Source organism: Paramesorhizobium leguminum, from assembly GCF_003217235.1.
In the GTDB taxonomy this organism is placed as follows: domain Bacteria; phylum Pseudomonadota; class Alphaproteobacteria; order Rhizobiales; family Rhizobiaceae; genus Paramesorhizobium; species Paramesorhizobium leguminum.
Genome location: NZ_QJTF01000031.1, coordinates 1 through 22467, shown reverse-complemented (window position 1 = coordinate 22467; position 22467 = coordinate 1). Strand labels below are relative to the sequence as shown.

General features: G+C 60.0%; 18 protein-coding genes and 1 pseudogene. 14 read left to right on the top strand and 5 right to left on the bottom strand.

All coding sequences use genetic code 11. From position 1 onward, the window contains the following. Positions 1–134: 134 nt before the first annotated feature. Positions 135–734, bottom strand: a complete 600-nt coding sequence (locus C7477_RS17440; RefSeq protein WP_110754490.1) for a superoxide dismutase — start codon at positions 732–734, stop codon at positions 135–137. Between the two features lie 328 nt (positions 735–1062). Here C7477_RS17440 and C7477_RS17435 point away from each other — a divergent pair, with 328 nt between their 5' ends. Next, the gene (locus C7477_RS17435) at positions 1063–1791 is read left to right on the top strand and encodes a L,D-transpeptidase (protein ID WP_181418458.1); all 729 of its coding nucleotides are present in this window, start codon (positions 1063–1065) and stop codon (positions 1789–1791) included. Between the two features lie 81 nt (positions 1792–1872). On the opposite strand, the gene C7477_RS17430 is transcribed toward C7477_RS17435, so the two are convergent. Further along, positions 1873–3381: a helicase HerA-like C-terminal domain-containing protein gene (locus C7477_RS17430; RefSeq protein ID WP_110754488.1), complete on the bottom strand. Its 1509-nt coding sequence runs from the start codon at positions 3379–3381 to the stop codon at positions 1873–1875. Positions 3382–3576: 195 nt separating this feature from the next. Here C7477_RS17430 and C7477_RS17425 point away from each other — a divergent pair, with 195 nt between their 5' ends. The 9 genes from C7477_RS17425 (at position 3577) to C7477_RS17375 (ending at position 11788) form a co-directional block, all read left to right on the top strand. Beyond that, the gene (locus C7477_RS17425; RefSeq protein WP_110754486.1) at positions 3577–3948 is read left to right on the top strand and encodes a DUF2267 domain-containing protein; all 372 of its coding nucleotides are present in this window, start codon (positions 3577–3579) and stop codon (positions 3946–3948) included. A gap of 158 nt (positions 3949–4106) precedes the next feature. Next, positions 4107–5117, top strand: coding sequence for an NAD-dependent epimerase (locus tag C7477_RS17420; protein ID WP_110754484.1), 1011 nt, complete (start codon positions 4107–4109; stop codon positions 5115–5117). Between the two features lie 141 nt (positions 5118–5258). After that, the gene (locus C7477_RS17415; protein ID WP_110754482.1) at positions 5259–6695 is read left to right on the top strand and encodes a methylmalonyl-CoA mutase family protein; all 1437 of its coding nucleotides are present in this window, start codon (positions 5259–5261) and stop codon (positions 6693–6695) included. A 217-nt stretch (positions 6696–6912) separates the two neighbouring features. Continuing rightward, complete coding sequence (gene scpA / locus C7477_RS17405) at positions 6913–9042, top strand: methylmalonyl-CoA mutase (RefSeq protein ID WP_110754480.1); 2130 nt, start codon at positions 6913–6915, stop codon at positions 9040–9042. Positions 9043–9418: 376 nt separating this feature from the next. Continuing rightward, positions 9419–9649: a hypothetical protein gene (locus C7477_RS17395; RefSeq protein WP_181418457.1), complete on the top strand. Its 231-nt coding sequence runs from the start codon at positions 9419–9421 to the stop codon at positions 9647–9649. Between the two features lie 73 nt (positions 9650–9722). Further along, on the top strand, positions 9723–10712 hold the full coding sequence (locus C7477_RS17390) for a magnesium transporter CorA family protein (RefSeq protein WP_110754473.1): 990 nt from the start codon (positions 9723–9725) through the stop codon (positions 10710–10712). After that, positions 10709–11116 (top strand): GFA family protein, encoded by a 408-nt coding sequence (locus C7477_RS17385; protein ID WP_110754471.1) that lies wholly within the window; start codon positions 10709–10711, stop codon positions 11114–11116. Before C7477_RS17390 ends, C7477_RS17385 begins: the two co-directional genes overlap by 4 nt. Before the next feature lie 64 nt (positions 11117–11180). Further along, positions 11181–11411, top strand: a complete 231-nt coding sequence (locus C7477_RS17380; protein WP_110754469.1) for an AbrB/MazE/SpoVT family DNA-binding domain-containing protein — start codon at positions 11181–11183, stop codon at positions 11409–11411. After that, complete coding sequence (locus C7477_RS17375; protein WP_110754467.1) at positions 11408–11788, top strand: type II toxin-antitoxin system death-on-curing family toxin; 381 nt, start codon at positions 11408–11410, stop codon at positions 11786–11788. Before C7477_RS17380 ends, C7477_RS17375 begins: the two co-directional genes overlap by 4 nt. 2 nt (positions 11789–11790) lie before the next feature. Here C7477_RS17375 and C7477_RS17370 read toward each other — a convergent pair whose 3' ends face one another. Next, positions 11791–15156: a DEAD/DEAH box helicase gene (locus C7477_RS17370; RefSeq protein ID WP_245411889.1), complete on the bottom strand. Its 3366-nt coding sequence runs from the start codon at positions 15154–15156 to the stop codon at positions 11791–11793. A gap of 209 nt (positions 15157–15365) precedes the next feature. Between C7477_RS17370 and C7477_RS17365 the strand changes: the two genes are divergently transcribed. After that, on the top strand, positions 15366–17048 hold the full coding sequence (locus tag C7477_RS17365) for an APC family permease (protein WP_181418456.1): 1683 nt from the start codon (positions 15366–15368) through the stop codon (positions 17046–17048). A 28-nt stretch (positions 17049–17076) separates the two neighbouring features. Here C7477_RS17365 and C7477_RS17360 read toward each other — a convergent pair whose 3' ends face one another. Next, entirely contained in the window at positions 17077–18099 is a 1023-nt protein-coding gene (locus C7477_RS17360; RefSeq protein ID WP_110754463.1) for an asparaginase, read from the bottom strand. Positions 18100–18446: 347 nt separating this feature from the next. Here C7477_RS17360 and betI point away from each other — a divergent pair, with 347 nt between their 5' ends. The 3 genes from betI (at position 18447) to betB (ending at position 22371) form a co-directional block, all read left to right on the top strand. After that, on the top strand, positions 18447–19022 hold the full coding sequence (gene betI, locus C7477_RS17350) for a transcriptional regulator BetI (protein WP_110754459.1): 576 nt from the start codon (positions 18447–18449) through the stop codon (positions 19020–19022). Positions 19023–19027: 5 nt separating this feature from the next. Continuing rightward, the gene (gene betA, locus C7477_RS17345; protein WP_110754457.1) at positions 19028–20695 is read left to right on the top strand and encodes a choline dehydrogenase; all 1668 of its coding nucleotides are present in this window, start codon (positions 19028–19030) and stop codon (positions 20693–20695) included. Positions 20696–20907: 212 nt separating this feature from the next. Then, a complete protein-coding gene (gene betB, locus C7477_RS17335) occupies positions 20908–22371 on the top strand; it encodes a betaine-aldehyde dehydrogenase (RefSeq protein ID WP_110754455.1) in 1464 nt (487 codons plus the stop codon). On the opposite strand, the pseudogene C7477_RS19545 reads toward betB, so the two are convergent. After that, a pseudogene (locus C7477_RS19545) lies at positions 22368–22467 on the bottom strand (IS481 family transposase); the annotation flags it as partial. The gene betB and the pseudogene C7477_RS19545 overlap by 4 nt on opposite strands.

Sequence of the window (22467 nt, the reverse complement as noted above, 5' to 3'; positions counted from 1 at the left end):
CGATAAAATTCCACAACAGAATGCTTGAAAGCAGTGCTGTGCCTGGACATGAAAAACCCCCGAAGGTTGACATCCAACTTTCGGGGGTCAGTTCAGCGAAGCCGGGGTTCCACAAGCGTATTTAATTGAACCTATCAAGCCGCCTTTTCGTAAAGCTCCTCGACGAACTCCCAATTGACGAGACTGTCTACGAAAGCTTCGAGGTATTTCGGGCGGGCGTTGCGGTAGTCGATATAGTAGGAGTGCTCCCACACATCCACGCCCAGAAGCGGTGTGCCGCCATGGACGAGCGGGTTTTCGCCGTTCGGCGTCTTGGTGATTTCCAGCTTGCCGTTCTTCAATGTCAGCCAGGCCCAGCCGGAGCCGAACTGCGCCACACCGGCGGCGATGAAATCCTCGCGGAACTTGTCGTAACCGCCGAGATCCGAATCGATGGCCTTCTCGAGCTTGCCGGGCAGCTTCTTGCCGCCGCCGCCCTTTTTCATCCAGTTCCAGAAGAGGTTGTGGTTGTAGTCCTGGCCGGCATTGTTGAAGACGCTCTGGTTCTTGCCATAGCTCTCCTTGACGATCTCCTCCAGGCTCTTGCCTTCGAAGCCGGAGCCCGGCAGCAGCTTGTTGAGGTTGGTCACATAGGCCTGATGGTGCTTGTCGTGATGGTATTCCAGCGTCTCGGCCGACATGAAGGGCGCAAGCGCATCATAGGCATACGGCAACGGAGCTAATTCGAAAGCCATGGGAACTCTCCTCTGAAATTGGCTGAAACAGACCAGCCTGAAAACGATCACGGAAGATTACATAGGCCGCCGCATTGCGCCGGGCAATGCTTAAGGCGGAAATGGGATTCTAATATTATTCAGGATGTCGCGAGGTAACCGACGGCTCATAAAGTGGTGCGTGCTCGTTTCGCTGGGATCACACCGCTGTGAAGCCATCTTTGTGCCGGATTCCCACCGGGCCGAAGCCATATTCCTCGTATGGTAAAGGCGCATCCACAATCTTGTCGGAAATCATTAACCAAAAGAAGCTTATAAAAGCCTCTCACCTACAAAGTCTGGTTATAGAATGGAAAATAAATTTTCCCGCCGCTCGTTCCTGGCATTGTCCGCCGTCACCGCTGTGGGCCTTTCCGGCTGCACAACGGTCGCCCGGAATATCCCGATCATCGACGTCGGTCCCGATGGCCTGCCGATTGCGCCGAGGCCCACCGCGCCCGCGCCGAATGCGGCAACCGCCGCCGCGCTGGGCTCCTATGCGACGATGTATGCGGCGGTGGAAGACGGCGGTTTCAGTCTCCCGGCCATTCCGATCCAGAAGATCGATCCCAAATATCTTCGCCAGATCGTTCCCGATCCGACCGGCGAACAGCCGGGAACGATCGTGGTGGATACGGCCAATCGCTTCCTTTATCTCGTGCGCGAGGGTGGCCAAGCCATCCGCTACGGTGTCGGCATCGGGCGTGCGGGCTTTGCCTGGTCCGGCCGCGCCATCATCCAGTACAAGCGCAAATGGCCAACCTGGACGCCGCCCGCTGAAATGATCACCCGCCAGCCGGAACTGGCGCAATATAGCGCGGCCAATGGCGGCATGGCGCCCGGCCCGAAAAACCCACTCGGCGCGCGCGCGCTCTATCTGTTCCAGAACGGCCAGGATACGGGCTATCGCCTGCATGGCAATCCGGAATGGTGGTCAATCGGCAAGGCGATGTCGTCCGGCTGCGTGCGCCTGATGAACCAGGACATCATCGATCTCTACGACCGCGTCCCGGCGAAGACGCCGGTTTTGGTGATGTAGTTTAAGGCAGTATGGCAATAGGGCAGTAAGGCAATATGTTTTTTCTTACATACTGCCCTACTGCCCTACTGCCTTATTGCCCTACCTTCTCAAACTCCCCAGCACCCCGCGCACCAATGCCCGGCCGAGCGACGAGGCGGCGGAGCGGACGACGGATTTAACGGCGGCTTCGACGATCGTCTGGCGACCGGATGATTTGCCGCCGCCACCGTTACCGAGCACTCCCCCCAACATATCGCCCCAGCCATTGCCTTCGCCTTCAGCTTCGGCTGGTTGCGCATCGGCGCTTTGCTCTGCCTTGCGCTTCAATATCTCATAGGCGGATTCCGGGTCGACCGTCCGGTCGTATAGTCCTGCAACGGGGCTTGCGGCGATGATTTGCGCCCGTTCTTCCGGCGAAAGCGGGCCGATGCGCGATACAGGCGGGCGCATCAGCGTGCGCTGCACAATGGAAGGCACGCCCTTTTCCTGCAATGTCGAGATCAGCGCCTCGCCGGTGCCAAGATTGGTGATGGCCTCATAGGTGTTGAAATCCGGGTTCGGGCGGAACGTGTCCGCCGCCGTTTTCACCGCAGCGGTCTCGCGCGGGGTATAGGCGCGCAGCGCGTGCTGGACGCGGTTGCCGAGCTGGGCGAGGACGCTTTCCGGCACATCGAGCGGGTTCTGCGTGACGAAATAGACGCCGACGCCCTTGGAGCGGATCAGGCGCACCACCTGCTCGACGCGTTCAAGCAGCGCCTTCGGCGCCTCGTTGAAGAGCAGATGCGCTTCGTCGAAGAAGAACACCAGACGCGGCTTTTCCGGGTCGCCAACCTCAGGCAGTTCCTCGAACAGCTCCGAGAGAAGCCAGAGGAGAAAGGTCGAGTACAGCCGCGGATTCATCATCAGCTTGTCGGCGACAAGCACATTGACGACGCCGCGCCCGTCGGTGGTGGTGCGCATGATATCATTAATGCGAAGCGCCGGCTCGCCGAAGAACTTGTCGCCGCCCTGCTGTTCCAGGACCAGAAGCGAACGCTGAATGGCGCCGACGGAGGCGCGGGTCACATTGCCATATTGCGCCGAAAGCTCGGAGCCGCGCTCCGCCATATTGGCGAGCAAGGCCTGCAGATCCTTCATGTCGAGAAGGAGAAGCCCTTCCTCGTCGGCGATGCGGAAGGCGATGTTGAGCACGCCTTCCTGCGCTTCCGTCAGGTCCATCAGCCGCGAAAGCAGGAGCGGTCCCATTTCCGTGACGGTTGCCCGGATCGGATGGCCTTTTTCCCCGAAAATATCCCAAAAGATGGTGGGAGTCGCCTCGAATTCATAAGCATCGAGCCGGATATCGTCGGCGCGTTGCATCAGCACGACCTTCGGCTCCCCCTCTGCCGCGATGCCGGAGAGATCGCTCTTGATGTCGGCGCAGAAAACCGGGACGCCGGCGGCGGAAAAGCCCTCGGCCAGAACCTGCAGGCTGACGGTCTTGCCGGTGCCCGTCGCGCCGGTCACGAGACCGTGGCGGTTGCCGAATTTGAGCAGGAGATGTTCCGGCTTCTGGTAGCTGTCGTCAGGCTTGCGGCTTGCGCCAAGAAAAATGCTGTCGGCGGGCATGTCTTATCCTTTAGGGCAGTAGGGCAGTAGGGCAGTAGGGCAGTAGGGCAAAGTACCATTGCCTCAGCAGGCCGCAAGGCCATAATCATACTGCCTTATTGCCCTACTCCCTTACTGCCCTACTGCCCTAAATCCCTTGCATTCTGGCGATCCGAATGCATATTACGTAAACGTAACATTTTTCGGAGGAATCCCATGGACGAACTCGTCGCGCGCATCACTTCCACTGTCGGCATCGATCCGGCCACCGCCACGAAGGCGGTGGGCCTCATTCTCGCTTTCCTGCAGAAGGAAGGGCCTGCCGACAAGGTGGCAGCGCTCATGGCGGCCATTCCCGGCGCGCAGGAAGCCATAGCCACGGCGGATGCCCAGGGCGGCGGCGGTTTTCTCTCCAACATGATGGGCGGCGTCATGGGCCTCGGCTCGCAGCTGATGGGAATGGGCCTCGGCATGAGCGAGATTTCCGGCGTTTCCAAGCAGACCATCGCCTATGCGCGCGAAAAGGCCGGCGCCGGCCCGGTCGATGCCGTGGTGGATTCCATTCCGGGATTGAGCCAGTTCGTTTGATCGGTCGCAAAACCACATAAATTATCAAAAGGCAGCCTTCGCGGCTGCCTTTTTGTTTTCCGATTACGCGCGTATGCGGCGTCGAGTTGCAAAATGACGTCGCCGCGATTACCACGTTGCGTGAGTTTAGAGACTAAAAATTCGGTGGGTGCAGGTTTATGAAAATCCTTGTGACAGGTGCTGCCGGGTTCATCGGCGCCGATACCGCCCGCTTGCTGCTTGAGCGTGGCGATGAGGTTATGGGCATCGATAATCTCAACGACTATTACGATGTCAAACTAAAGCACGCACGTCTCGACCGGCTGAAACCGTTTGACAAGTTCCGCTTCGAAAAGATCGATATTGCCGATCGCAATGCCACCGAGGAGGTCTTCAAGACCTTCCGCCCCGACCGGGTCATCCATCTGGCAGCGCAAGCCGGGGTGCGTTATGGCATGGAAAATCCGCACAGCTATGCCGACTCCAACCTTGTCGGATTCCTGAACATTCTGGAGGGGTGCCGGCACGGCCAAGTCGAGCATCTGGTCTATGCGTCATCGAGTTCGGTCTACGGCGCCAACACCAACATGCCATTCAGCGTCCACGACAATGTCGACCACCCGCTGAGTCTCTATGCAGCGAGCAAGAAGGCGAATGAGCTGATGGCTCATTCCTATTCGCATCTGTACAACATACCGATGACCGGACTTCGATTTTTTACGGTCTATGGGCCGTGGGGACGACCCGATATGTCGCCGTTTCTTTTCACCAAGAAGATAATCGCCGGCGAGCCGATCGACGTTTTCAATTTCGGCCAGCACTCGCGCGATTTCACCTATATCGATGATATCGTGCAGGGCGTTGTCAGGACGCTCGATCACCCTGCTGAACCGAACGACCGCTGGGATGGGATGCATCCCGATCCCGGAACGTCGAAAGCGCCTTACAGGCTCTATAATATCGGCAACAACAAGCCTGTCGAACTTGATTATTACATCCGCTGCATCGAGAACGCGGTGGGCAAAAAGGCCATCAAGAACATGCTCCCCCTCCAGCCCGGCGATGTGCTCAAAACCTGTGCGGATGTCGATGCGCTGGTGTCCGACATTGGTTTCCATCCCAGTACATCGATCGAGGACGGCATCGGGCGTTTTGTGGCCTGGTACAAAAGCTTCTACGGCCATGCGTGAAGCGTGATTAGAGTATTGCGCATCCGATAAGACCGCAAAGGAAGCGCTAAGGCTTTGAAAAGGCGCGTGTGCAAACAATTTCCCTCTCAAAAGAAAATACTCTAAAGTTCCCGCGCAAGCATCGCATGATCGGGAGAAGGCATGGACGCGGGCATATTGAAGGAAGCGCTCTTTCCTCCAGCCGATTACGATCGCTGGGTCAAGCTCGCCGAAAAAGCGCTGAAGGGCTTGAGTTTCGAGGAAGCGCTGACCTCGCAAACCGATGACGGCATCGTCATCGAACCGCTCTATGAGCGCGGTAAAGGCGCCAAACCGCTTCCCCGCGCGCAACCGGGTCGGCCCTGGCGGATTATCCAACGGGCGGATGATCCCGACCCGGCGCGGGCCAACCGCCAGCTTATCGATGATATCGAGAACGGCGCGGATGGCGTGGCGCTCGTCTTCGAAGGGGCGCAGAATGCATTCGGCTACGGGCTTCCCGTCGGGCCCGACATCATCGACCGTCTGTTCGACAACGTCGATCTCGACGGCCTGCATATCAGGATCGATGCAGGCCCCAACAGCCGGGCCAGCGTCGAATGGCTGGCGGATTACTTGCGCGCCCGGCGCATCGACCCCAAGCGCACGACCTTTTCCCTTGGCATAGACCCGGCGGCGACGCTTGCCTCGACAGGTCGCTTGCGCATGAGCATCGAGGCGCTGAAAGCCTCCATGCCGCAATCGCTGGCAAACTTTTTCGCCACCGGTCTTCCCGGCATCGTGCTTGAGGCCGATGGGCGGCCCTATCACAACGCGGGCGCGACCGAGGCACAGGAGCTGGGCGCGATGCTTTCAGTCGCCGCCGGGCATTTGCGCATGTTCGAGGAGGCGCGCCAGCCGCTCGTTCATGCCGCGCCGCATATCGGCTTTTCGATTGCAGCCGATCAGGACCAGTTCGTTACCATCGCCAAACTGCGGGCGCTTCGGCTGCTTTGGGCGCGGTTGCAGGACGTCTGCCAAATCCCGCCCTCCCCGGCCGTGATCCACGTCGAATCCTCGATGCGGATGATGGTTGCGCGGGACGCGGAGACCAACATCCTGCGCACGACGATTGCCGCCTTCGCCGCAGCAATCGGCGGCGCGGATACGGTTTCGGTATTGCCGCACACCATCACGCATGGCCTGCCCGATGCTCTCGCGCGGCGGCTCGCACGAAATACCCAATTGATCCTTGCCAGGGAATCCAATCTCGGCTTCGTCACCGATCCGTCCGCCGGTTCAGGCGGGGTCGAGGCGCTGACGGAGGCCTTATGCGAGGCGGCGTGGAATGCCTTCCAGGCGCTGGAGCGCGAGGGCGGCATCCTGAAGAGCCTGGTGAGCGGGCATTTTCAGGCGCAAATCACGGAGGCGCGGGAGAAGCGGGCGGCGCTTTATCGCGAGGGCAAGCGGGTGATTGTGGGCACTACCGCGCATGCGCTGAGGGAGGAATATCCGCTGACGGTGCTCGACGCAGAGCGCAAGGCGCTGTCGGGCGACGGCGCGGTGCATTGCGAGCCGCTGGTGTTCAGGCGGATTGATGAGACGGTGCGAGACGTTTGATGAAGGCGCTCTTCGATTTCACCCCCCTCTGTCCTGCCGGACATCTCCCCCTCAAGGGGGGAGATTGGCTGTCACAACGCTCCTCTCTTATCCTGCAACGTTGGCGATTGGTGCCGGGCATCGATGAAGGCGTAATCTCCCCCCTTGAGGGGGAGATGTCCGGCAGGACAGAGGGGGGTGTCGCGGCGCCGGCGTTTCTAAATGGAGCCTCCCCGCGATGATCCCCGATTTCACCCAAATTCCCTGGGCCGAACCGAAAACCAAAATGCCAAAGCCCGCTCCGGACAAATGGAAAACGCCGGAGGGGATCAAGGTCAAGCACGCCTATAGCGAGGCCGATATCAAATCCCTGCCCTGGCTCGACACCTATCCGGGGATGGCGCCTTATCTTCGCGGGCCCTATCCCACCATGTATGTCCAGCAGCCATGGACGATCCGGCAATATGCCGGGTTTTCGACGGCTGAGGAATCAAACGCCTTTTACCGGCGCAATCTGGAAGCCGGGCAGAAGGGACTTTCGGTCGCCTTCGATCTCGCCACCCATCGCGGCTATGACAGCGACCATCCGCGCGTGGCTGCTGATGTGGGCATGGCGGGCGTCGCCATCGATTCCATCCTCGACATGCGCCAGCTCTTCGACGGCATTCCGCTGGATCAAATGACCGTCTCCATGACCATGAACGGTGCGGTGCTGCCGATCATGGCGCTCTATATCGTGGCGGCGGAGGAACAGGGGGTCGCGCAAAAGGATCTGGCCGGGACCATCCAGAACGATATTCTCAAGGAGTTCATGGTCCGCAACACCTATATCTATCCGCCGCAGCCTTCGATGCGGATCGTATCCGACATTTTCGCCTATACGGCGAAGCATATGCCGAAATTCAACTCGATCTCGATTTCCGGCTATCACATGCAGGAAGCCGGCGCGACCGCCGATCTGGAACTCGCCTATACGCTCGCCGACGGCATTGAATACGCGCGCGCGGGCGTCGCCGCCGGGCTCGATATCGACAACTTTGCGCCACGCCTTTCGTTCTTCTGGGGCATCGGCATGAACTTCTTCATGGAGGTTGCCAAGCTGAGGGCGGCGCGGCTGCTATGGGCCGTGCTGATGAAGAAAAACTTCCAGCCGAAGGACGAGCGCTCGCTGGCGCTGCGCGCGCATTGCCAGACATCCGGCTGGTCGTTGACCGCGCAGGACCCGCACAACAACATCATGCGCACCATGGTCGAGGCGATGGCGGCGACTGGAGGAGGCACGCAGTCGCTGCACACCAATGCCTTCGACGAGGCGCTGGCGCTGCCAAGCGAGCATTCGGCGCGGATCGCCCGCAATACGCAGCTGGTCCTGCAGAAGGAATCCGGCACGACTGATATCATTGATCCCTGGGGCGGTTCGGCTTACGTCGAGCGGCTGACGCATGATCTGGCCGCCCGCGCGCTCGCGCATATCGAGGAAGTGGAGAAGCTCGGCGGCATGGCTGATGCCATCGAGCGGGGCATTCCCAAAATGCGCATCGAGGAGGCGGCGGCGCGCGCGCAGGCGCGGATCGACAGCGGGCAACAGCCGGTCATCGGCGTGAATGTCTATCGCCCGGGCGAGGACGCCCAAGTCGATGTGCTTAAAGTCGACAATGCCAGGGTCCGCGCGGCCCAGCTTGCCAAGCTGCAGGAGTTGAAAGGAACGCGCGACGTCGCAAGCGTCGAGGCGGCGCTGACCCAACTCACCGAGGTGGCGAAATCCGGCAAAGGCAATCTTCTCGAATTTGCCGTTCATGCGGCGCGCGCCAAGGCGACGGTGGGCGAAATCTCTCTGGCGCTGGAAAAGGCATTCGGACGGCATGTGGCGGAAATTCGCACGATTTCCGGCGTCTATCGTAGGGAGCTTGGACAAAGCGAGGTGGTGGAGCGCGTGCTTGCGAAGGTGACTGCTTTCGAGAAGCGCAGCGGGGAACGTCCACGCATCCTCATCGCCAAGATGGGACAGGACGGGCATGATCGCGGGCAGAAGGTGATCGCCACCGCGTTTGGCGATCTGGGCTTTGAGGTCATCGTGGGCGCGATGTTCCAAACGCCGGAGGAAGTGGCCGAACTCGCGGTGACAAGCGGCGCGCATGTCCTCGGCATCTCCTCGCTCGCGGCGGGACATCTCACTCTGGTGCCGGAACTGAAGGAGGCGCTGCGTAAGCGCGGCGGCGACAGCATCCTTATCGTCGTCGGCGGCGTCATCCCGCCGCAGGACCATGACGCGGTGCTCAAGGCTGGGGCGACGGCGATCTTCCCGCCCGGAACGGTTATCGGCGAGGCGGCAGAAGAGTTGATCAATGTGCTGCTAAGGGGGCAGTAAAGTTTTTTGAGGGGGGCGAGCACAAAATGGCAGAGTTATCACCGGCGAACGAAGAAATACATCGCATACAGGAAAATGAAAAAGCCAAATTCATAGCTGCCGCACTGGATCGATTCAGCACGACCCTCTTAGGCGTCGGCGCCATAAGCCCGGTTATAGCCTTCCTTTTCAGCCATCGCCCGCTTCCGCCATGGGAACTGATTAAACTAACCGGTATCTTTGTAGTTTGCGGCCTGGGCTCCTACCTGATACATTTGTGGGGCAGGAGTCACCTGAAAAGGCTGAGATAATGTCCAACATAGACCAGCTGCTGATTATGATGACTATGATCGTTATCATAGCGGTCATCGGGGCATATCTTGCCACGAGAGGTGCTATGGCGGAGATCGACCGGCACATTGAGGAAGACAAGCGTAACGCCGAACGCCGGGCGAAGGAACTGGCCGAAAGGCTCAAGCAAAACCCGGCCGAAGTGGAGACCATTACCGTTATGAAATTTCCCGCGGCGACTTTGAACGGGAAAGAGGTTATCGTGATGCCCTCCGATATGTTCGAGGATTTGAAAGCGTCCTTGCGTCGGCGAAAGGCGCAAGAGGCAGCCGAATAGCGTTCTTTATTCCAATTTTAAAACCTCATCGCTATAGAGTTCTCTTTTCATTCCCATTTGTCAGGGAACTCATATGATCAAGATCTACTGTCTCGACAGCGACCATCTGATACTGGTCCAGGAGGAAGCGGGAAGCTCTCTGCCTGCCAATTCGGTATGGATAGACCTCATCGATCCCACGGCGGAAGAGGAAAAGGCGGTCGAGAAGTGGATCGGCGTCAACATTCCGACCCGCGCGGACATGGTCGAGATCGAGGAATCGAGCCGTTTCTACATGGAAAACGGCGTGCAATATCTGACCGCGCCCATCCTCTACACCGTCGGCACGGAACAGCGGATGACCGCGCCCATCTCCTTCGTGCTGGCCGGCAAGCTGCTCGTCACGGTGCGCTACACCGAGCCGAAGGCGTTCGCGATCTACATCGAGCGCGCCATGAAGCCGGGCAACGGGCTCGTCGGGGCGAAGTGCAGCGGCCTTTCGGTTCTGCTCGGCCTCGTGGAAGCGGCGACGGACCGGCTGGCCGATATATTGGAGGCGGTATCGGAGAAGATCGAGACGGAATCGCAGTCGATCTTCCATTTGCGCGCCCACGAGCGCCCGATGACCAACAAGGATTTCCGCCTGCTGCTGACGCATATCGGCCGGCAGGGCGCGTTTCTCTCCAAGGTGCGCGAAAGTCTCGCCGGCATCAGCCGCCTGCTCGTCTATGTGACGGCGAACATGCCAAGCGGGGCGGGGAAGGACAAGGCCGACTGGATCAAATCCCTTGGACGCGACACGGTGTCGCTGGAAAACTACGTCGATTTCCTGTCGAACAAGATCAATTTCCTGCTGGATACCGTCGTCGGTCTGATCTCGGTCGAGCAAAACGCCATCATCAAGATCTTCTCAGTGGCCGCCGTCGGCTTCATGCCGCCCACGCTGATCGCCTCGATCTACGGCATGAACTTCCATTTCATGCCCGAATTGAAGGAAATATGGGGCTATCCGCTGGCGCTCCTGCTGATGGTCGTCTCCGCCCTCCTGCCGCTGGTCTATTTTCGCAAGAAGGGGTGGCTATGAGGATCGACGGGCAGTGCCAGTGCGGTTACGTCACCTATGAGGCGGAGATCGATCCGGAGCGGGTCACGATCTGCCACTGCACCGATTGCCAACGGCTGACCGGCTCGCCCTATCGCGTGACGGTGAGGGCCCTGCCCGGCACTGTCCGGCTCACCGGCAACCCGCCCAAGGTTTATGTGAAAACGGCGCAGAGCGGGCGAAAACGCCTGCAATATTTCTGCCCGGAATGCGGCTCGCCCCTCTTCACCAGCGGCGAGGACCCTGAAAGCACGCCGTGGGGCATTCGCTGGGGCAGCATCAACCAGCGCCGCGAGCTTGTTCCCACACGGCAAATCTGGTGCCGTTCGGCGGTGCCGTGGGCGGCTTGTGCGTTTGAGGATTTGCCGGGGAGCGATGAGGATTGAGGCCGGACCTTGCAGCGGGAAAGGCTTCATGTTATACGTAAGTTATAACAATGGAGTTCGAGCTATGAACGTCACCCTGCGCAAGATTGGAAACTCGGAAGGTGTCATCCTGCCGAAGGAACTTCTTGACCGGCACAACCTCCATGCGGGTGATACGCTGCTTCTCATCGAAGAGGGCAATGAGTTGAAGCTGCGTCCTATATCCGAAGACCCGGAAGCATTTGAAAAGAAGATGCAGATCGCTCGCGAGCGCATGAAGAAATACGAGACCGCCTATCGCGTTCTCGCCAAATGATCGAATTCCATTCGCAGGAATTCGTCGAGGCGCTTCATGCGGAACAATTGCGGCTTCATGGCGGGGCGCCTGGGATTCGCGATGAGGGGATGCTTCAATCCGCCCTCGCCCGGCCTCTCCAGAAGCAGGCTTATGGAGAGGCCGATCTTTGCACGCTGGCAGCGGCCTATCTCTTCGGCATTGCGAAAAACCATCCCTTCGTTGACGGCAACAAACGGACAGGCTTCGCGGCGGCTGACCTTTTTCTCTATTTCAACGGCTATAGCCTCGAAGCCGAACAGGAAGACGTCATCCAGTTGGTTCTCATGGTTGCGGCGAGCGAAGTGGATGAAACAGGCGCCGCCGCTTTCTTCCGTGACTTCACGGTGAAGCTCTGAAGCTACGCTCTCAACCGCGCCAGAAAATCCGCCTCCCCTACCGGCGGCAACATACCCGCCGCATCGCTGAAATATTGCAGACCGCGCCAGAGATCGCGGTCTGCGACAATGAATAACCGGTAGCGGGCGCGCGTTGCGGCTACGTTCAGCAGGTTGGGCCTGGACGCGGCCCATGCTGCCGCGCCACGTCGCGTCGCATCGGTTCCGAGCACCAGAAAGACGGCGTTTTCTTCCTTGCCCTGGAAGGTGTGGACCGTGCCGATCCTATCCTTCAGCCATTGGGCCAGTTTCTTCGGACGCGATACCTGAAGACTGTCCGGCCCAACCCAGCTCACCTTTTCTATCTCACGTTTCAGAGCCGCTTTCGTTTCCTTGAATGGGGAGATGATATAGATATCCGGCAGACTGCCATCGCGCCGGAAGCTCGCGGCGAGAACCGCCACGATGAACGCCACCTGTTCCGGGACAGTCTGCTTGCCTGCCACGCGCCCTCCAATATCGATCCAGGCGCTATCGCCATAAAATGGCGCGACGTCTTCCATGAGCGTACGCTCTCCCGCCGCGAATACCATCTTTCCATGATAGGCAATTCGGTTGGCGAGGCTGAACATTGGGTCGATGCAGCGGCGATGCACGCGCAACGGGCTGCCGATCCAGAGAGGATCGTCGCTTTCGGTGGTAACAGCCGCGCCGAATTTATTGGCGGCATCGGCCAGCGTTTGAACCGAAGCCCGCGCCGGCGAATACTCTCCGGTTTCCGTATGGGGCGATAGCTCCCCGAGGGCCTTGAGGAAGGCCGTTGGCAGCGTGAACACAGGCTCGATCTGCAAGGGATCGCCGATGATCATGGCATTTCGAGACCGCATCAGCGCGCCCACCGCCGCCTGCGGGACGGATTGGCCGGCTTCATCGATGAAGAGCCAGCCGATCCCGCCTGCTCCGACGCCGCGGAACTGGCGGGCGAAGGATGCAAATGTGGTCGATACGACAGGGACGATCATGAAGAAGCTATGCCAGGTATTCGCGATGGCTTCCGGCTCGACCGGCTGGGTGTTCGACAGAAGCTTGGTAATGCCAAGGATATTGCCGCGAAAGCCTCCACCTTTTTGTCCCGCTGCGGCGAGCCAGGCTGCGTGCAGGCGCAATGCAGCGGCGAAAAGATCGGATCTTTGAGCCGCCAGTTCGTCGCAATGCCAGAGGCCGGCGATCTGGAAGCGGTCGGTTTCGAGATCATCCAGCGTTTCCGGAATTGCGGGATTCCCGAGGGCTTCCCCCAATAGGCTGAGTTCCGCGCGTTTCTGAGTCCACTCATCCTGCCGGGCGGCAAGGGCGGCCTGGCATTCTTCGCGCTCTGCGAGCGCGTGCTCCATTTCGGCCGCAAGCTTTGCCAGCGACTGGCGCAAAAGGGACAATTGCCGATTTATCGAGAGTTGTGCTTGCGCATTCTCCGCCTTTTTCGCCCTGTGATCCTGGCCTGCCCTGGTCGGCAACAGACCTTGCCACCATGCCGGCGCGGCCCGGTCGAGAAGGCGTTCCTCTTCCTTCAATTCGGAAAGCCGCGTTTCCGCCGCCTGCATTTGGCCGCGCGCAGCCTCGTGAGCGCGCCGGGCGGCTTGCTCGGCCTCCCCTGAGACATCAATCTGCTTCGAGGCATCCCGGCAATATTCTTCCCGGGAGCACAGGCCCACTTCATTCAAAATATCCGCATAGCGCGTAGAGCGCGCGAGACCGGCATCGACCTTCGCCTGGGCGGCTCTGAACTCTTCGACGGCTTCAGCGAACGAAGGCCCCCGATAGCTGTCCAGCCACCCCCAAATGGTCTGGAATACGCTATCTCCCTTCTGCACCGTATGGTCCGCGCCCATCGCGGGGAAGGCAAACCCGCTGGTGAATGCGCGGCGGTTGCCGGCATTTCCCAGAACGCAGGATATCAGGCCCCAGGGCCGGTCTTTCTCCTTGAGCGTCTCGAAGGTGCCTTTCCTGGTTTGCGCGGCGACTTTGTGGCCGACCGTCTGCAAATATTCGATCGAAGATTGTTTCGCGATGGAGCTTCGTTTCGGCAGGTCGCGGGAAATGTTTTCGACAGCCGTGTTGTTCGATGACGCCACCACCATTCCGAAATTGGTCAATTCGGGTATCAAAGCGGAAACGGTCACGCTCGACCCATCGGATAATTCGATGCTCTTGCCGCGTCCCGTGAAAGCATCCCGAGGTGAAGCCAAGCCGGCAAGGATTTGCGCCCGTTTGACGACGTTGTCGGCGATGATGTCCCTCAGCAGGGTCGTCTTGCCTGTGCCCGGCGGCCCGTTGACCGAGAACAGGCCGCCCTCTTCATGCAGTTTGACAGCCTCGTTGATCGCAAACTGTTGCATGAGGCTCATGGCATGGTGGGGTTCGGACGGCCATCGGCCGCGATTGACATGGCGCGGGTGGAGGGCCTCCAGAATGGCGAGACGCCCCCGGTCGGAATAAAGATCGAAACGCGCTTCGGGCTCCAGCGGCGTCAGATATTGCCGCAGGGCTTCCGGCACGGCGCCATCGCGCACGGCGACGATCGCCCTTTCGATATCCTCCAGATAAAAGCTGTTCAGAATGCCGATCTCGTATTCGACTTCGGCTTCGTCCTCCTCGTCCTCGTCCATCTCTCCGGCAGACATATCGACAGTTTTGGGGGCTTCCAGCTGTTTGGCCGTGCTTTTACGCTTTTCCCGCAACCGGAATTCGACCATGGCGACAGGGCGATCCTGTTTCGGCTTGAAACCGGCCCAGCTTTGCAACAGATCATTGAGGGTAAGGATTTCGGCAGACGTGAGAGCCCCTTCGCTCTCCGTGTCCGTCGATCGATCGAGACGCCGCTGCTCGGCAAAATTCCGGAGCAGTTCCTCCAGGCGCTTCTTGCTTTGCGCGAAAGCGCTGGAAGAAAGGCCGGCGATCTTGCCCTCCCTCAGGCATCCGAGCGCCCAGGGCAGTGTCGAGATGGAAAACTGCGAGAAGAGAGGGTTTCCCTGGACATCGAGATCCAGACTGGCGAAGCAGGTGTCGCCTTCGAGGTCTCCGCGTTCCGCGTCCTCATGTTGCGACAATTCATCCGCCGGCGCGCAAAACGCGTGAAGGGATTCCACCATTTCAGACTTGTCGAACACGCCGAAGAAAATCGTGACCCCGACGATTTCCTTGTCCGCCGGGATCTCCGGCCGGCGCGCATGGGCGAAATCATCTTCGAGCGTTTCGGCATGCAGCAGGAAACAGGCGCGATTCTCCCTCTTCTCGGCACGGGCCGACAAATCGAACGGGATAAAGAACTCGATCCTGTGCCAGTATTCGAGAATGGCCTGCAGCCGCTCGCGATCTATCTGCTCAACATTCATTATAGATTTCATGCTCGCATTTCGAAACGAATCGCAGCCGCCCGCAGAAAGAGCCTACAGGTCAGGCAGAGCATAGCAAATGGCTCGCAACGGCATGGCTTCTGCCAGAACAAAGCGCGAATAAAATCAACCCGAAAATGGTAAATTGTACATTAAAACAATTTGTGGTATAGTTCGCTTGGGGTGACTCTATCTGGGAGGTTGAGGACATGTCCGTTTACAGTGCAGATCCCCAAGAGATACCCGCCGCGATTTCCGAAACCCACATCGCTCCACGCCGCGATATAAGCCCTTTCGCGCTCATGCTGACCGGCCTTGGGTCGATCATTGGTTCGGGCTGGCTGTTCGGTGCGTGGCGCGCCGCCGGCCTTGCCGGTCCTGGCGCTATTTTTACCTGGCTTGTGGGCGCGGCGATCATTACCATGATTGCGATTACCTACTCTGAATTGGGCGCGATGTTTCCCGATTCCGGCGGCATGGTCCGCTACGGCCACTACTCGCACGGCATGCTGGTCGGCTTCATCGCCGGCTGGGCGAACTGGATTGCGATCGTGTCCGTGATCCCGATCGAAGCCGAGGCGTCAGTTCAATACACATCGTCATGGCCATGGGCGTGGGCGCATGGCCTCTATGTGCAGGGCGCCGGAGGTGCGGGAGAGTTGTCGGCATCGGGCCTCATCCTCGCCGCGCTTCTGGTGCTGGTGTATTTCCTGCTGAATTTCTGGAGCGTGAAACTGTTCGCGCACTCCAACAGCCTGATCACCCTTTTCAAGCTGGTGGTGCCTGCCTTGACGGGCGTGGCGCTCATCGCCAGCGGCTTCCACACCGGGAATTTCAGCGTTCCGGCGCAGGGAGGAGTCAGCACGTTCGACTTACCCGCCATACTGACGGCGGTAGCCACCGCAGGCATCGTGTTCAGCTACAACGGCTTTCAGAGTCCTATCAATCTGGCCGGCGAGGCACGCAATCCGGGTCGCAGCGTTCCACTCGCGGTGCTTGGCTCGATCGCGCTAGCGACGGTGATTTATCTCCTGCTGCAAGTCGCCTATCTCGGCGCGGTGCCTCCGGACCTGCTGGCCAAGGCCGGCTGGCACGGCATTGATTTCGCCTCGCCGTTTGCGGAGCTGGCGATCGTGATCAACCTGCAATGGCTGGCGGTGCTGCTCTATGTGGACGCTTTCATCAGCCCCAGCGGCACCGGCCTGACATATACCGCCACCACCGCGCGAATGATCTACGGCATGGAACGCAACGGCACCATGCCAAAAATGTTCGGCCGGATCGATCCTTACTGGCGCGTGCCGCGCCCGGCGATGTTCTTCAATCTCGCGGTGTCTTACCTGTTCCTGATCTTCTTCCGGGGCTGGAGCACACTGGCGGCCGTCATATCGGTGGCCACCATCATCTCCTATCTGACGGGCCCGATCAGTGTGATGGCGCTGCGCCGCTATGCGCCTGAATTGCACCGTCCGCTACGCATTCCCGGCATGTCGCTGCTGGCGCCGGTGTCGTTCGTGCTGGCGACCGAACTACTCTATTGGGCGCGGTGGCCGCTTACGGGCGAGATCATCCTGCTGATGCTGGTGGCGCTGCCGGTCTATATTTACTACCAGCGTCGCCAGGGGCCGAAGGATCTGCGTAATAATCTGCGCGCCTCCGCCTGGTTCCTGACCTATCTGCCGGCCATCGCTTTCCTGTCGTGGATTGGCAGCACGACCTTCGGCGGATTGGGCTATCTGTCTTATGGACCGGACCTTGCAGTGGTCGCAGTGGTGGCGCTCGGCTTCTATTTCTGGGGCGTCCGCTCCGGCTGGCGCACGCCAGCGCTTGAGCAGGCGAAAAACGGCCATATCGAGGCTGCTCCGGAGCTTGCCATGCCATTAGCGAAGTAATTTTCCACGCGACGGCGAAGGCGGAAATCTAACCGATTTCCGCCTTCGCCAATGCCTCCGTCGGGGCGAGCACGCCATACGGAATCTTGTTCCAGTTCTTCATCTCACGGGTCGAATAGCGGTCGAACTTCGCGCTCAGTTCCGGCTCAAAGGCAAAGAGGCGCGATAGGAGGCTTGCAACCATCGTTTCCGAGGCGCGGGTCGCGCCGTCGTCGCATTTGATCGCGAAGCCCAGCCCCAGTTCAGGCACGGCGCCGGCAAAGACGCCCTCCGCGCCCAACTTCACGAAAACGCGGCCCGGCGCCATTCCCATCAGGGTCGTGCAGGCGCGTTTCGTCCCCGCGACATAAAACGGCTCGGCCATGCAGGCCTCGATGAGACGCTTCGCGGCTTTTGCCCGTTCGGGGGAGAGATCGTTTCCGGTCGCCATGCGGGCAAAGCCCCGCGCGAGGCTTGCAAGCGGAATGGCAAAGGTCGGCATCGAGCAGCCATCGGTGCCGCAGAGATCGATGGCGTGCGGCGCGCCGGTGACCGATTGCATGGTCTCGCGCACCATTTCCTGCACAGATGAGCCAAGCGCGACATAGCCTTTCGGCTCGAAGCCGCAATGCATGCAGGTGGCGAGAAAACCTGTGTGCTTGCCCGAACAATTGTTGTGAAGCGGCGTCGGCTCCTCTCCGCTTTTGGCCAAAGCCAGCGAAACCGGCATATCGAACGGCCAATGGACCCCGCATTCGAGCGCCGTGCTATCGAGCCCGGCGCGCTCCAGCATGGACGCGGCGCGCGCGACATGCTCCGGCTCGCCGGAATGGGAGGCGCAGGCCATGGCGAGATCGATATTATCGAAGCCGAAGGCATCCGCCGCCCCGCTCTCGACCAGCGGCAGCGCCTGGATCGCCTTGATCGCCGAGCGCGGAAAAACCGGGCGCTCGATATCGCCCAGCGAAAACACCGTGCGCCCATCGCCATCGACAACCGCTATCGCGCCGCGATGGCGGCTCTCCACCACTTGCCCACGAAAAACCTCGACGAGAACCGGATTGCTCATGATGTATGCTTCCCACTTTGTTCGGTCGTTTTTCTATAGAGCGTGGTGCATGGCATTCCAAGCGGGAAGCTTTGCCTTCCTATAGGCTATGCTGGAAGCACCCCCATCTGCCTTGCCAGGCATCTCCCCCTCAAGGGGGGAGATTAGCCTTCATGGACGCCCGGCACCAATCGCAGACTTTGCAGAACGAGCAGGCGGACCGTGTCGGCCAATCTCCCCCCTTGAGGGGGAGATGCCCGGCAGGGCAGAGGGGGGTTGCCTCGCGATTCCGTTAACCCCCTCTGATTTTTATTGATTGATCAGTCAATCAAACATAAATTACAGAGAAATTCGAAAACTGGACCAATCCAATGCCGAAAATCGGAATGGAACCCATGCGCAGGCGCGAGTTGATCGATGCGGCGATCCGTACGATCGGACAGCGCGGCTCGCTGGACGTCACGGTGGCGCAAATCGCGCAGGAGGCGGGCGTTTCGCCGGCGCTGGCGCATCATTATTTCGGCGGCAAGGAGCAGCTGCTGCTGGCCACGATGCGGCATCTTTTGCGCGAGTTGGGGCAGGATCTCAGCGCCGCATTACGCCGCGCATCCACGCCGCGTGAGCGAGTCTACGCCATCATCGCGGTCAATTTTTCCCCGTCCCAATTCGCACCGCAGACAGTGGCCGCGTGGCTCACCTTCTATGTCCACGCCCAGCAATCGACGGAGACGCGGCGGCTTCTGCGGGTCTATGCCCGCCGGCTTCATTCCAATCTCATGGATGCGCTCACGCGGCTTTGCGACCGGGATAAAGCGGCATTCATCACTGAGGGCGCGGGCGCGCTCATCGACGGGCTCTATATCCGCCATGCGCTCTGGCCTCATGCGCCTGATACTGCCCGGGCGATCGAGCTTGTCGAAGATTACATCACCGTGAAGCTCGGGTAACTCGGATGGAAGCGGATTTCGTCATCATCGGCTCGGGATCGGCGGGTTCGGCCCTCGCCTACCGCCTGTCCGAAAACGGCAAGCATTCGGTGATCGTCATCGAATTTGGCGGCTCGGATATCGGCCCATTCATCCAGATGCCGGCCGCCCTCTCCTTTCCCATGAACATGGCGACCTATGATTGGGGCTTCGCCTCGGAACCGGAGCCGCATCTGGGGGGCCGCAGCCTCGTGACGCCGCGCGGCAAGGTCATCGGCGGCTCGTCCTCCATCAACGGCATGGTCTATGTGCGCGGCCACGCCCGCGACTTCGACCATTGGGCGGAAAGCGGCGCGCGCGGCTGGGCCTTTGCGGACGTGCTGCCTTATTTCAAGCGCATGGAGAATGCGCATTTTCATGAAAATGGGGGGGGAGGCGAGAATGGCTGGCGCGGGACCGACGGGCCGCTGCATGTCCAGCGCGGAAGCCGTAAAAATCCGCTGTTTCATGCCTTCGTGGAGGCGGGCAGCCAGGCGGGTTTTCAGGTCACGGAGGACTATAATGGCGAGAAGCAGGAAGGCTTCGGCGCCATGGAGCAGACCATTTACCGGGGACGACGCTGGTCCGCCGCCAATGCTTATCTCAAGCCCGCGCTGAACCGCCAGAACGTGCGCCTCGTTCGGGGACTGGCGCGCAAGGTCGTCATCGAAAACGGCCGCGCCACCGGCGTTGAAGTCGCGACCGGCGGCCGGATCCGCGTCGCCAGGGCGCGGCGCGAGGTGATTATCTCCGCGTCCTCGATCAACTCGCCGAAACTGCTCATGCTTTCCGGCATCGGCCCCGCCGCGCATTTGAAGGAGCGCGGCGTCACGGTAATCGCCGATCGACCGGGCGTAGGGCAGAATTTGCAGGACCATCTGGAGGTCTACATCCAGCAGGAATGCATCCAGCCGATTACGCTCTATTCCAAGCTCAACCTGTTCTCCAAGGCGCGGATCGGCGCGCAGTGGCTGTTCTTCAAGACGGGTGACGGTGCGACCAACCATTTCGAATCCGCCGCTTTCGTGCGCTCGAAGCCGGGCGTGGAATATCCCGATATCCAGTATCATTTCCTCCCCGTCGCCATCCGCTATGACGGCAAGGCGGCGGCGGAGAGCCATGGTTTTCAGGCGCATGTCGGGCCGATGCGGTCGAAATCGCGGGGGTCCGTGACCTTGCGCTCCGCCGATCCCAAGGAGAAGCCTGTCATCCGGTTCAATTATATGTCGCACCCAGATGACTGGGCGGATTTCCGCCATTGTGTGCGGCTGACGCGCGAGATTTTCGGGCAGGCGGCGTTCGATCCCTATCGCGGGCGTGAAATTCAACCGGGGGCCGATGTGCAGAGCGACGAGGAGATAGACGACTTCATCCGCGCACATGTGGAAAGCGCGTTTCACCCTTGCGGCACGGCGAAGATGGGTTCGGTTGACGATCCCATGGCTGTGGTCGATCCGGAATGCCGGGTGATCGGGGTGGAGGGATTGCGCGTGGCGGATTCATCGATCTTCCCACGGATTACCAATGGCAATCTTAATGGACCGTCGATGATGGTGGGGGAAAAGGCGGCGGATCATATTCTGGGGGTGGATCCGCTGCTGCGGTCCAATCAGGAGCCGTGGGTTAATCCGCGGTGGCGGGTTTCGGATAGGTAGAGTGAAATGATCCACCCCCCTCTGCCCTGCCGGGCATCTCCCCCTCAAGGGGGGAGATTAGCCTTCATCGAGGTTCGGCATCAATCGCAGACGTCGAAGGATGAGCAGCCCAGGCCATATCAGCTAATCTCCCCCCTTGAGGGGGAGATGCCTGGCAAGGCAGAGGGGGGTATAACAGCCGCTACGTTTCCAATCGCAGGAGCTTTTTACCCATGCGCGCGCAACCGAAAGCATCGCACTTCATCAATGGCACGTTCGTGGAGGACAAGGCCGGCAAGCCGCTCGATGTCATCTACCCCGCGACCGGCGAGACCATAGCGAAATTACACTCCGCCACGCCGGCCATCATCGAACAGACAGTACAAGCCGCAGCCACGGCCCAAGCCGCATGGGCCGTGCTGAAACCCGTCGAGCGCGGGCGGATTCTGCGCCGCACGGCGGACATCCTGCGGGCGAAGAACCGGCAGCTTTCGGAACTCGAAACGCTCGATACCGGCAAGGCGCTGCAGGAAACGCTGGTGGCGGATGCGGCTTCGGCGGCGGATGCGCTGGAGTTTTTCGGAGGCATCATCGCCGGGTTCAATGGCGAGTTCGTGGAACTTGGCGGCTCCTTCGCCTATACGCGCCGCGAGCCGCTGGGGGTTTGCGTCGGCATCGGCGCATGGAATTATCCGATCCAGATCGCCGCGTGGAAATCCGCCCCGGCGCTCGCCATGGGCAACGCCTTCATCTTCAAGCCTTCGGAAAATACGCCGCTCTCGGCGCTGGCGCTGGCGGAAGCCTACAAGGAAGCAGGGCTTCCCGATGGCTTGTTCAACGTAGTGCAGGGTTTCGGCGAGGTTGGCGCGGCGCTTGTCGATCATCCGCTCACCGCCAAGGTTTCACTGACAGGCTCGGTGCCGACGGGCAAGCGCATCATGAGCCAGGCGGGCGCGCATCTGAAGCATGTCACGATGGAGCTTGGCGGCAAGTCGCCAATTATTGTCTTTGACGATGCCGATCTGGAAAGCGCCATCGGCGGGGCGATGCTGGGCAATTTCTATTCGACCGGACAGGTCTGCTCGAACGGCACCCGTGTTTTCGTACATAAAAATATCCAGAAAGCTTTTGTCGAACGCCTTGTGGAACGCACCCGCGCCATCCGCATCGGCGACCCGCTGGATGAGGCGACCCAGATGGGACCGCTGGTCAATGCGGCTCAACGTGACAAGATTTTGGGTTACATCGAAAAGGGCAAGGCCCAGGGCGCGACGCTTGCCTGCGGCGGCGGCATACCGAAGTTGCAAGGCTTCGATAAAGGCTTCTTCATCGAGCCGACCGTCTTCACCGATGTGACCGACGATATGACGATCGCGCGGGAGGAAATCTTCGGGCCTGTCATGAGCATCCTCGAATTTGCCGATGAGGATGAGGTGATTGAGCGCGCCAACGATACCGAGTTCGGTCTTGCGGCGGGCGTGTTCACCGCCGACATCCAGCGCGGCCATCGGGTGATCAGCCAGATCAAGGCGGGCACCTGCTGGATCAACGCCTATAATCTGACGCCCGTGGAAGTGCCCTTCGGCGGTTACAAGCAATCCGGCATCGGGCGGGAGAACGGCATCGCGGCGCTCGGACATTACAGCCAGATCAAGACGGTTTATGTGGAGATGGGGCGGGTGGAAAGTCCTTATTAGTTGTTTAGTCCCGGTATTTGCTGGAGCGGGTTTCTTTTGAATTTCTCTGGTTCTGTTTTCCAGATTTTGCAGATGAACTCGTAAGGCGTGAGGCCT

What these genes read in the sequence shown, in the direction of transcription:
- C7477_RS17385 (WP_110754471.1), top strand. Translation starts at nt 10,709, where the DNA reads ATGAGGATCGACGGGCAGTGCCAGTGCGGTTACGTCACCTATGAGGCG.
- betI (WP_110754459.1), top strand. Translation starts at nt 18,447, where the DNA reads ATGCCGAAAATCGGAATGGAACCCATGCGCAGGCGCGAGTTGATCGAT.
- C7477_RS17435 (WP_181418458.1), top strand. Translation starts at nt 1,063, where the DNA reads ATGGAAAATAAATTTTCCCGCCGCTCGTTCCTGGCATTGTCCGCCGTC.
- C7477_RS17390 (WP_110754473.1), top strand. Translation starts at nt 9,723, where the DNA reads ATGATCAAGATCTACTGTCTCGACAGCGACCATCTGATACTGGTCCAG.
- C7477_RS17430 (WP_110754488.1), bottom strand. Translation starts at nt 3,381, where the DNA reads ATGCCCGCCGACAGCATTTTTCTTGGCGCAAGCCGCAAGCCTGACGAC.
- C7477_RS17380 (WP_110754469.1), top strand. Translation starts at nt 11,181, where the DNA reads ATGAACGTCACCCTGCGCAAGATTGGAAACTCGGAAGGTGTCATCCTG.
- C7477_RS17440 (WP_110754490.1), bottom strand. Translation starts at nt 734, where the DNA reads ATGGCTTTCGAATTAGCTCCGTTGCCGTATGCCTATGATGCGCTTGCG.
- C7477_RS17370 (WP_245411889.1), bottom strand. Translation starts at nt 15,156, where the DNA reads ATGAATGTTGAGCAGATAGATCGCGAGCGGCTGCAGGCCATTCTCGAA.
- C7477_RS17420 (WP_110754484.1), top strand. Translation starts at nt 4,107, where the DNA reads ATGAAAATCCTTGTGACAGGTGCTGCCGGGTTCATCGGCGCCGATACC.
- scpA (WP_110754480.1), top strand. Translation starts at nt 6,913, where the DNA reads ATGATCCCCGATTTCACCCAAATTCCCTGGGCCGAACCGAAAACCAAA.
- betA (WP_110754457.1), top strand. Translation starts at nt 19,028, where the DNA reads ATGGAAGCGGATTTCGTCATCATCGGCTCGGGATCGGCGGGTTCGGCC.
- C7477_RS17415 (WP_110754482.1), top strand. Translation starts at nt 5,259, where the DNA reads ATGGACGCGGGCATATTGAAGGAAGCGCTCTTTCCTCCAGCCGATTAC.
- C7477_RS17425 (WP_110754486.1), top strand. Translation starts at nt 3,577, where the DNA reads ATGGACGAACTCGTCGCGCGCATCACTTCCACTGTCGGCATCGATCCG.
- C7477_RS17395 (WP_181418457.1), top strand. Translation starts at nt 9,419, where the DNA reads ATGGCGGAGATCGACCGGCACATTGAGGAAGACAAGCGTAACGCCGAA.
- C7477_RS17365 (WP_181418456.1), top strand. Translation starts at nt 15,366, where the DNA reads ATGTCCGTTTACAGTGCAGATCCCCAAGAGATACCCGCCGCGATTTCC.
- C7477_RS17375 (WP_110754467.1), top strand. Translation starts at nt 11,408, where the DNA reads ATGATCGAATTCCATTCGCAGGAATTCGTCGAGGCGCTTCATGCGGAA.
- betB (WP_110754455.1), top strand. Translation starts at nt 20,908, where the DNA reads ATGCGCGCGCAACCGAAAGCATCGCACTTCATCAATGGCACGTTCGTG.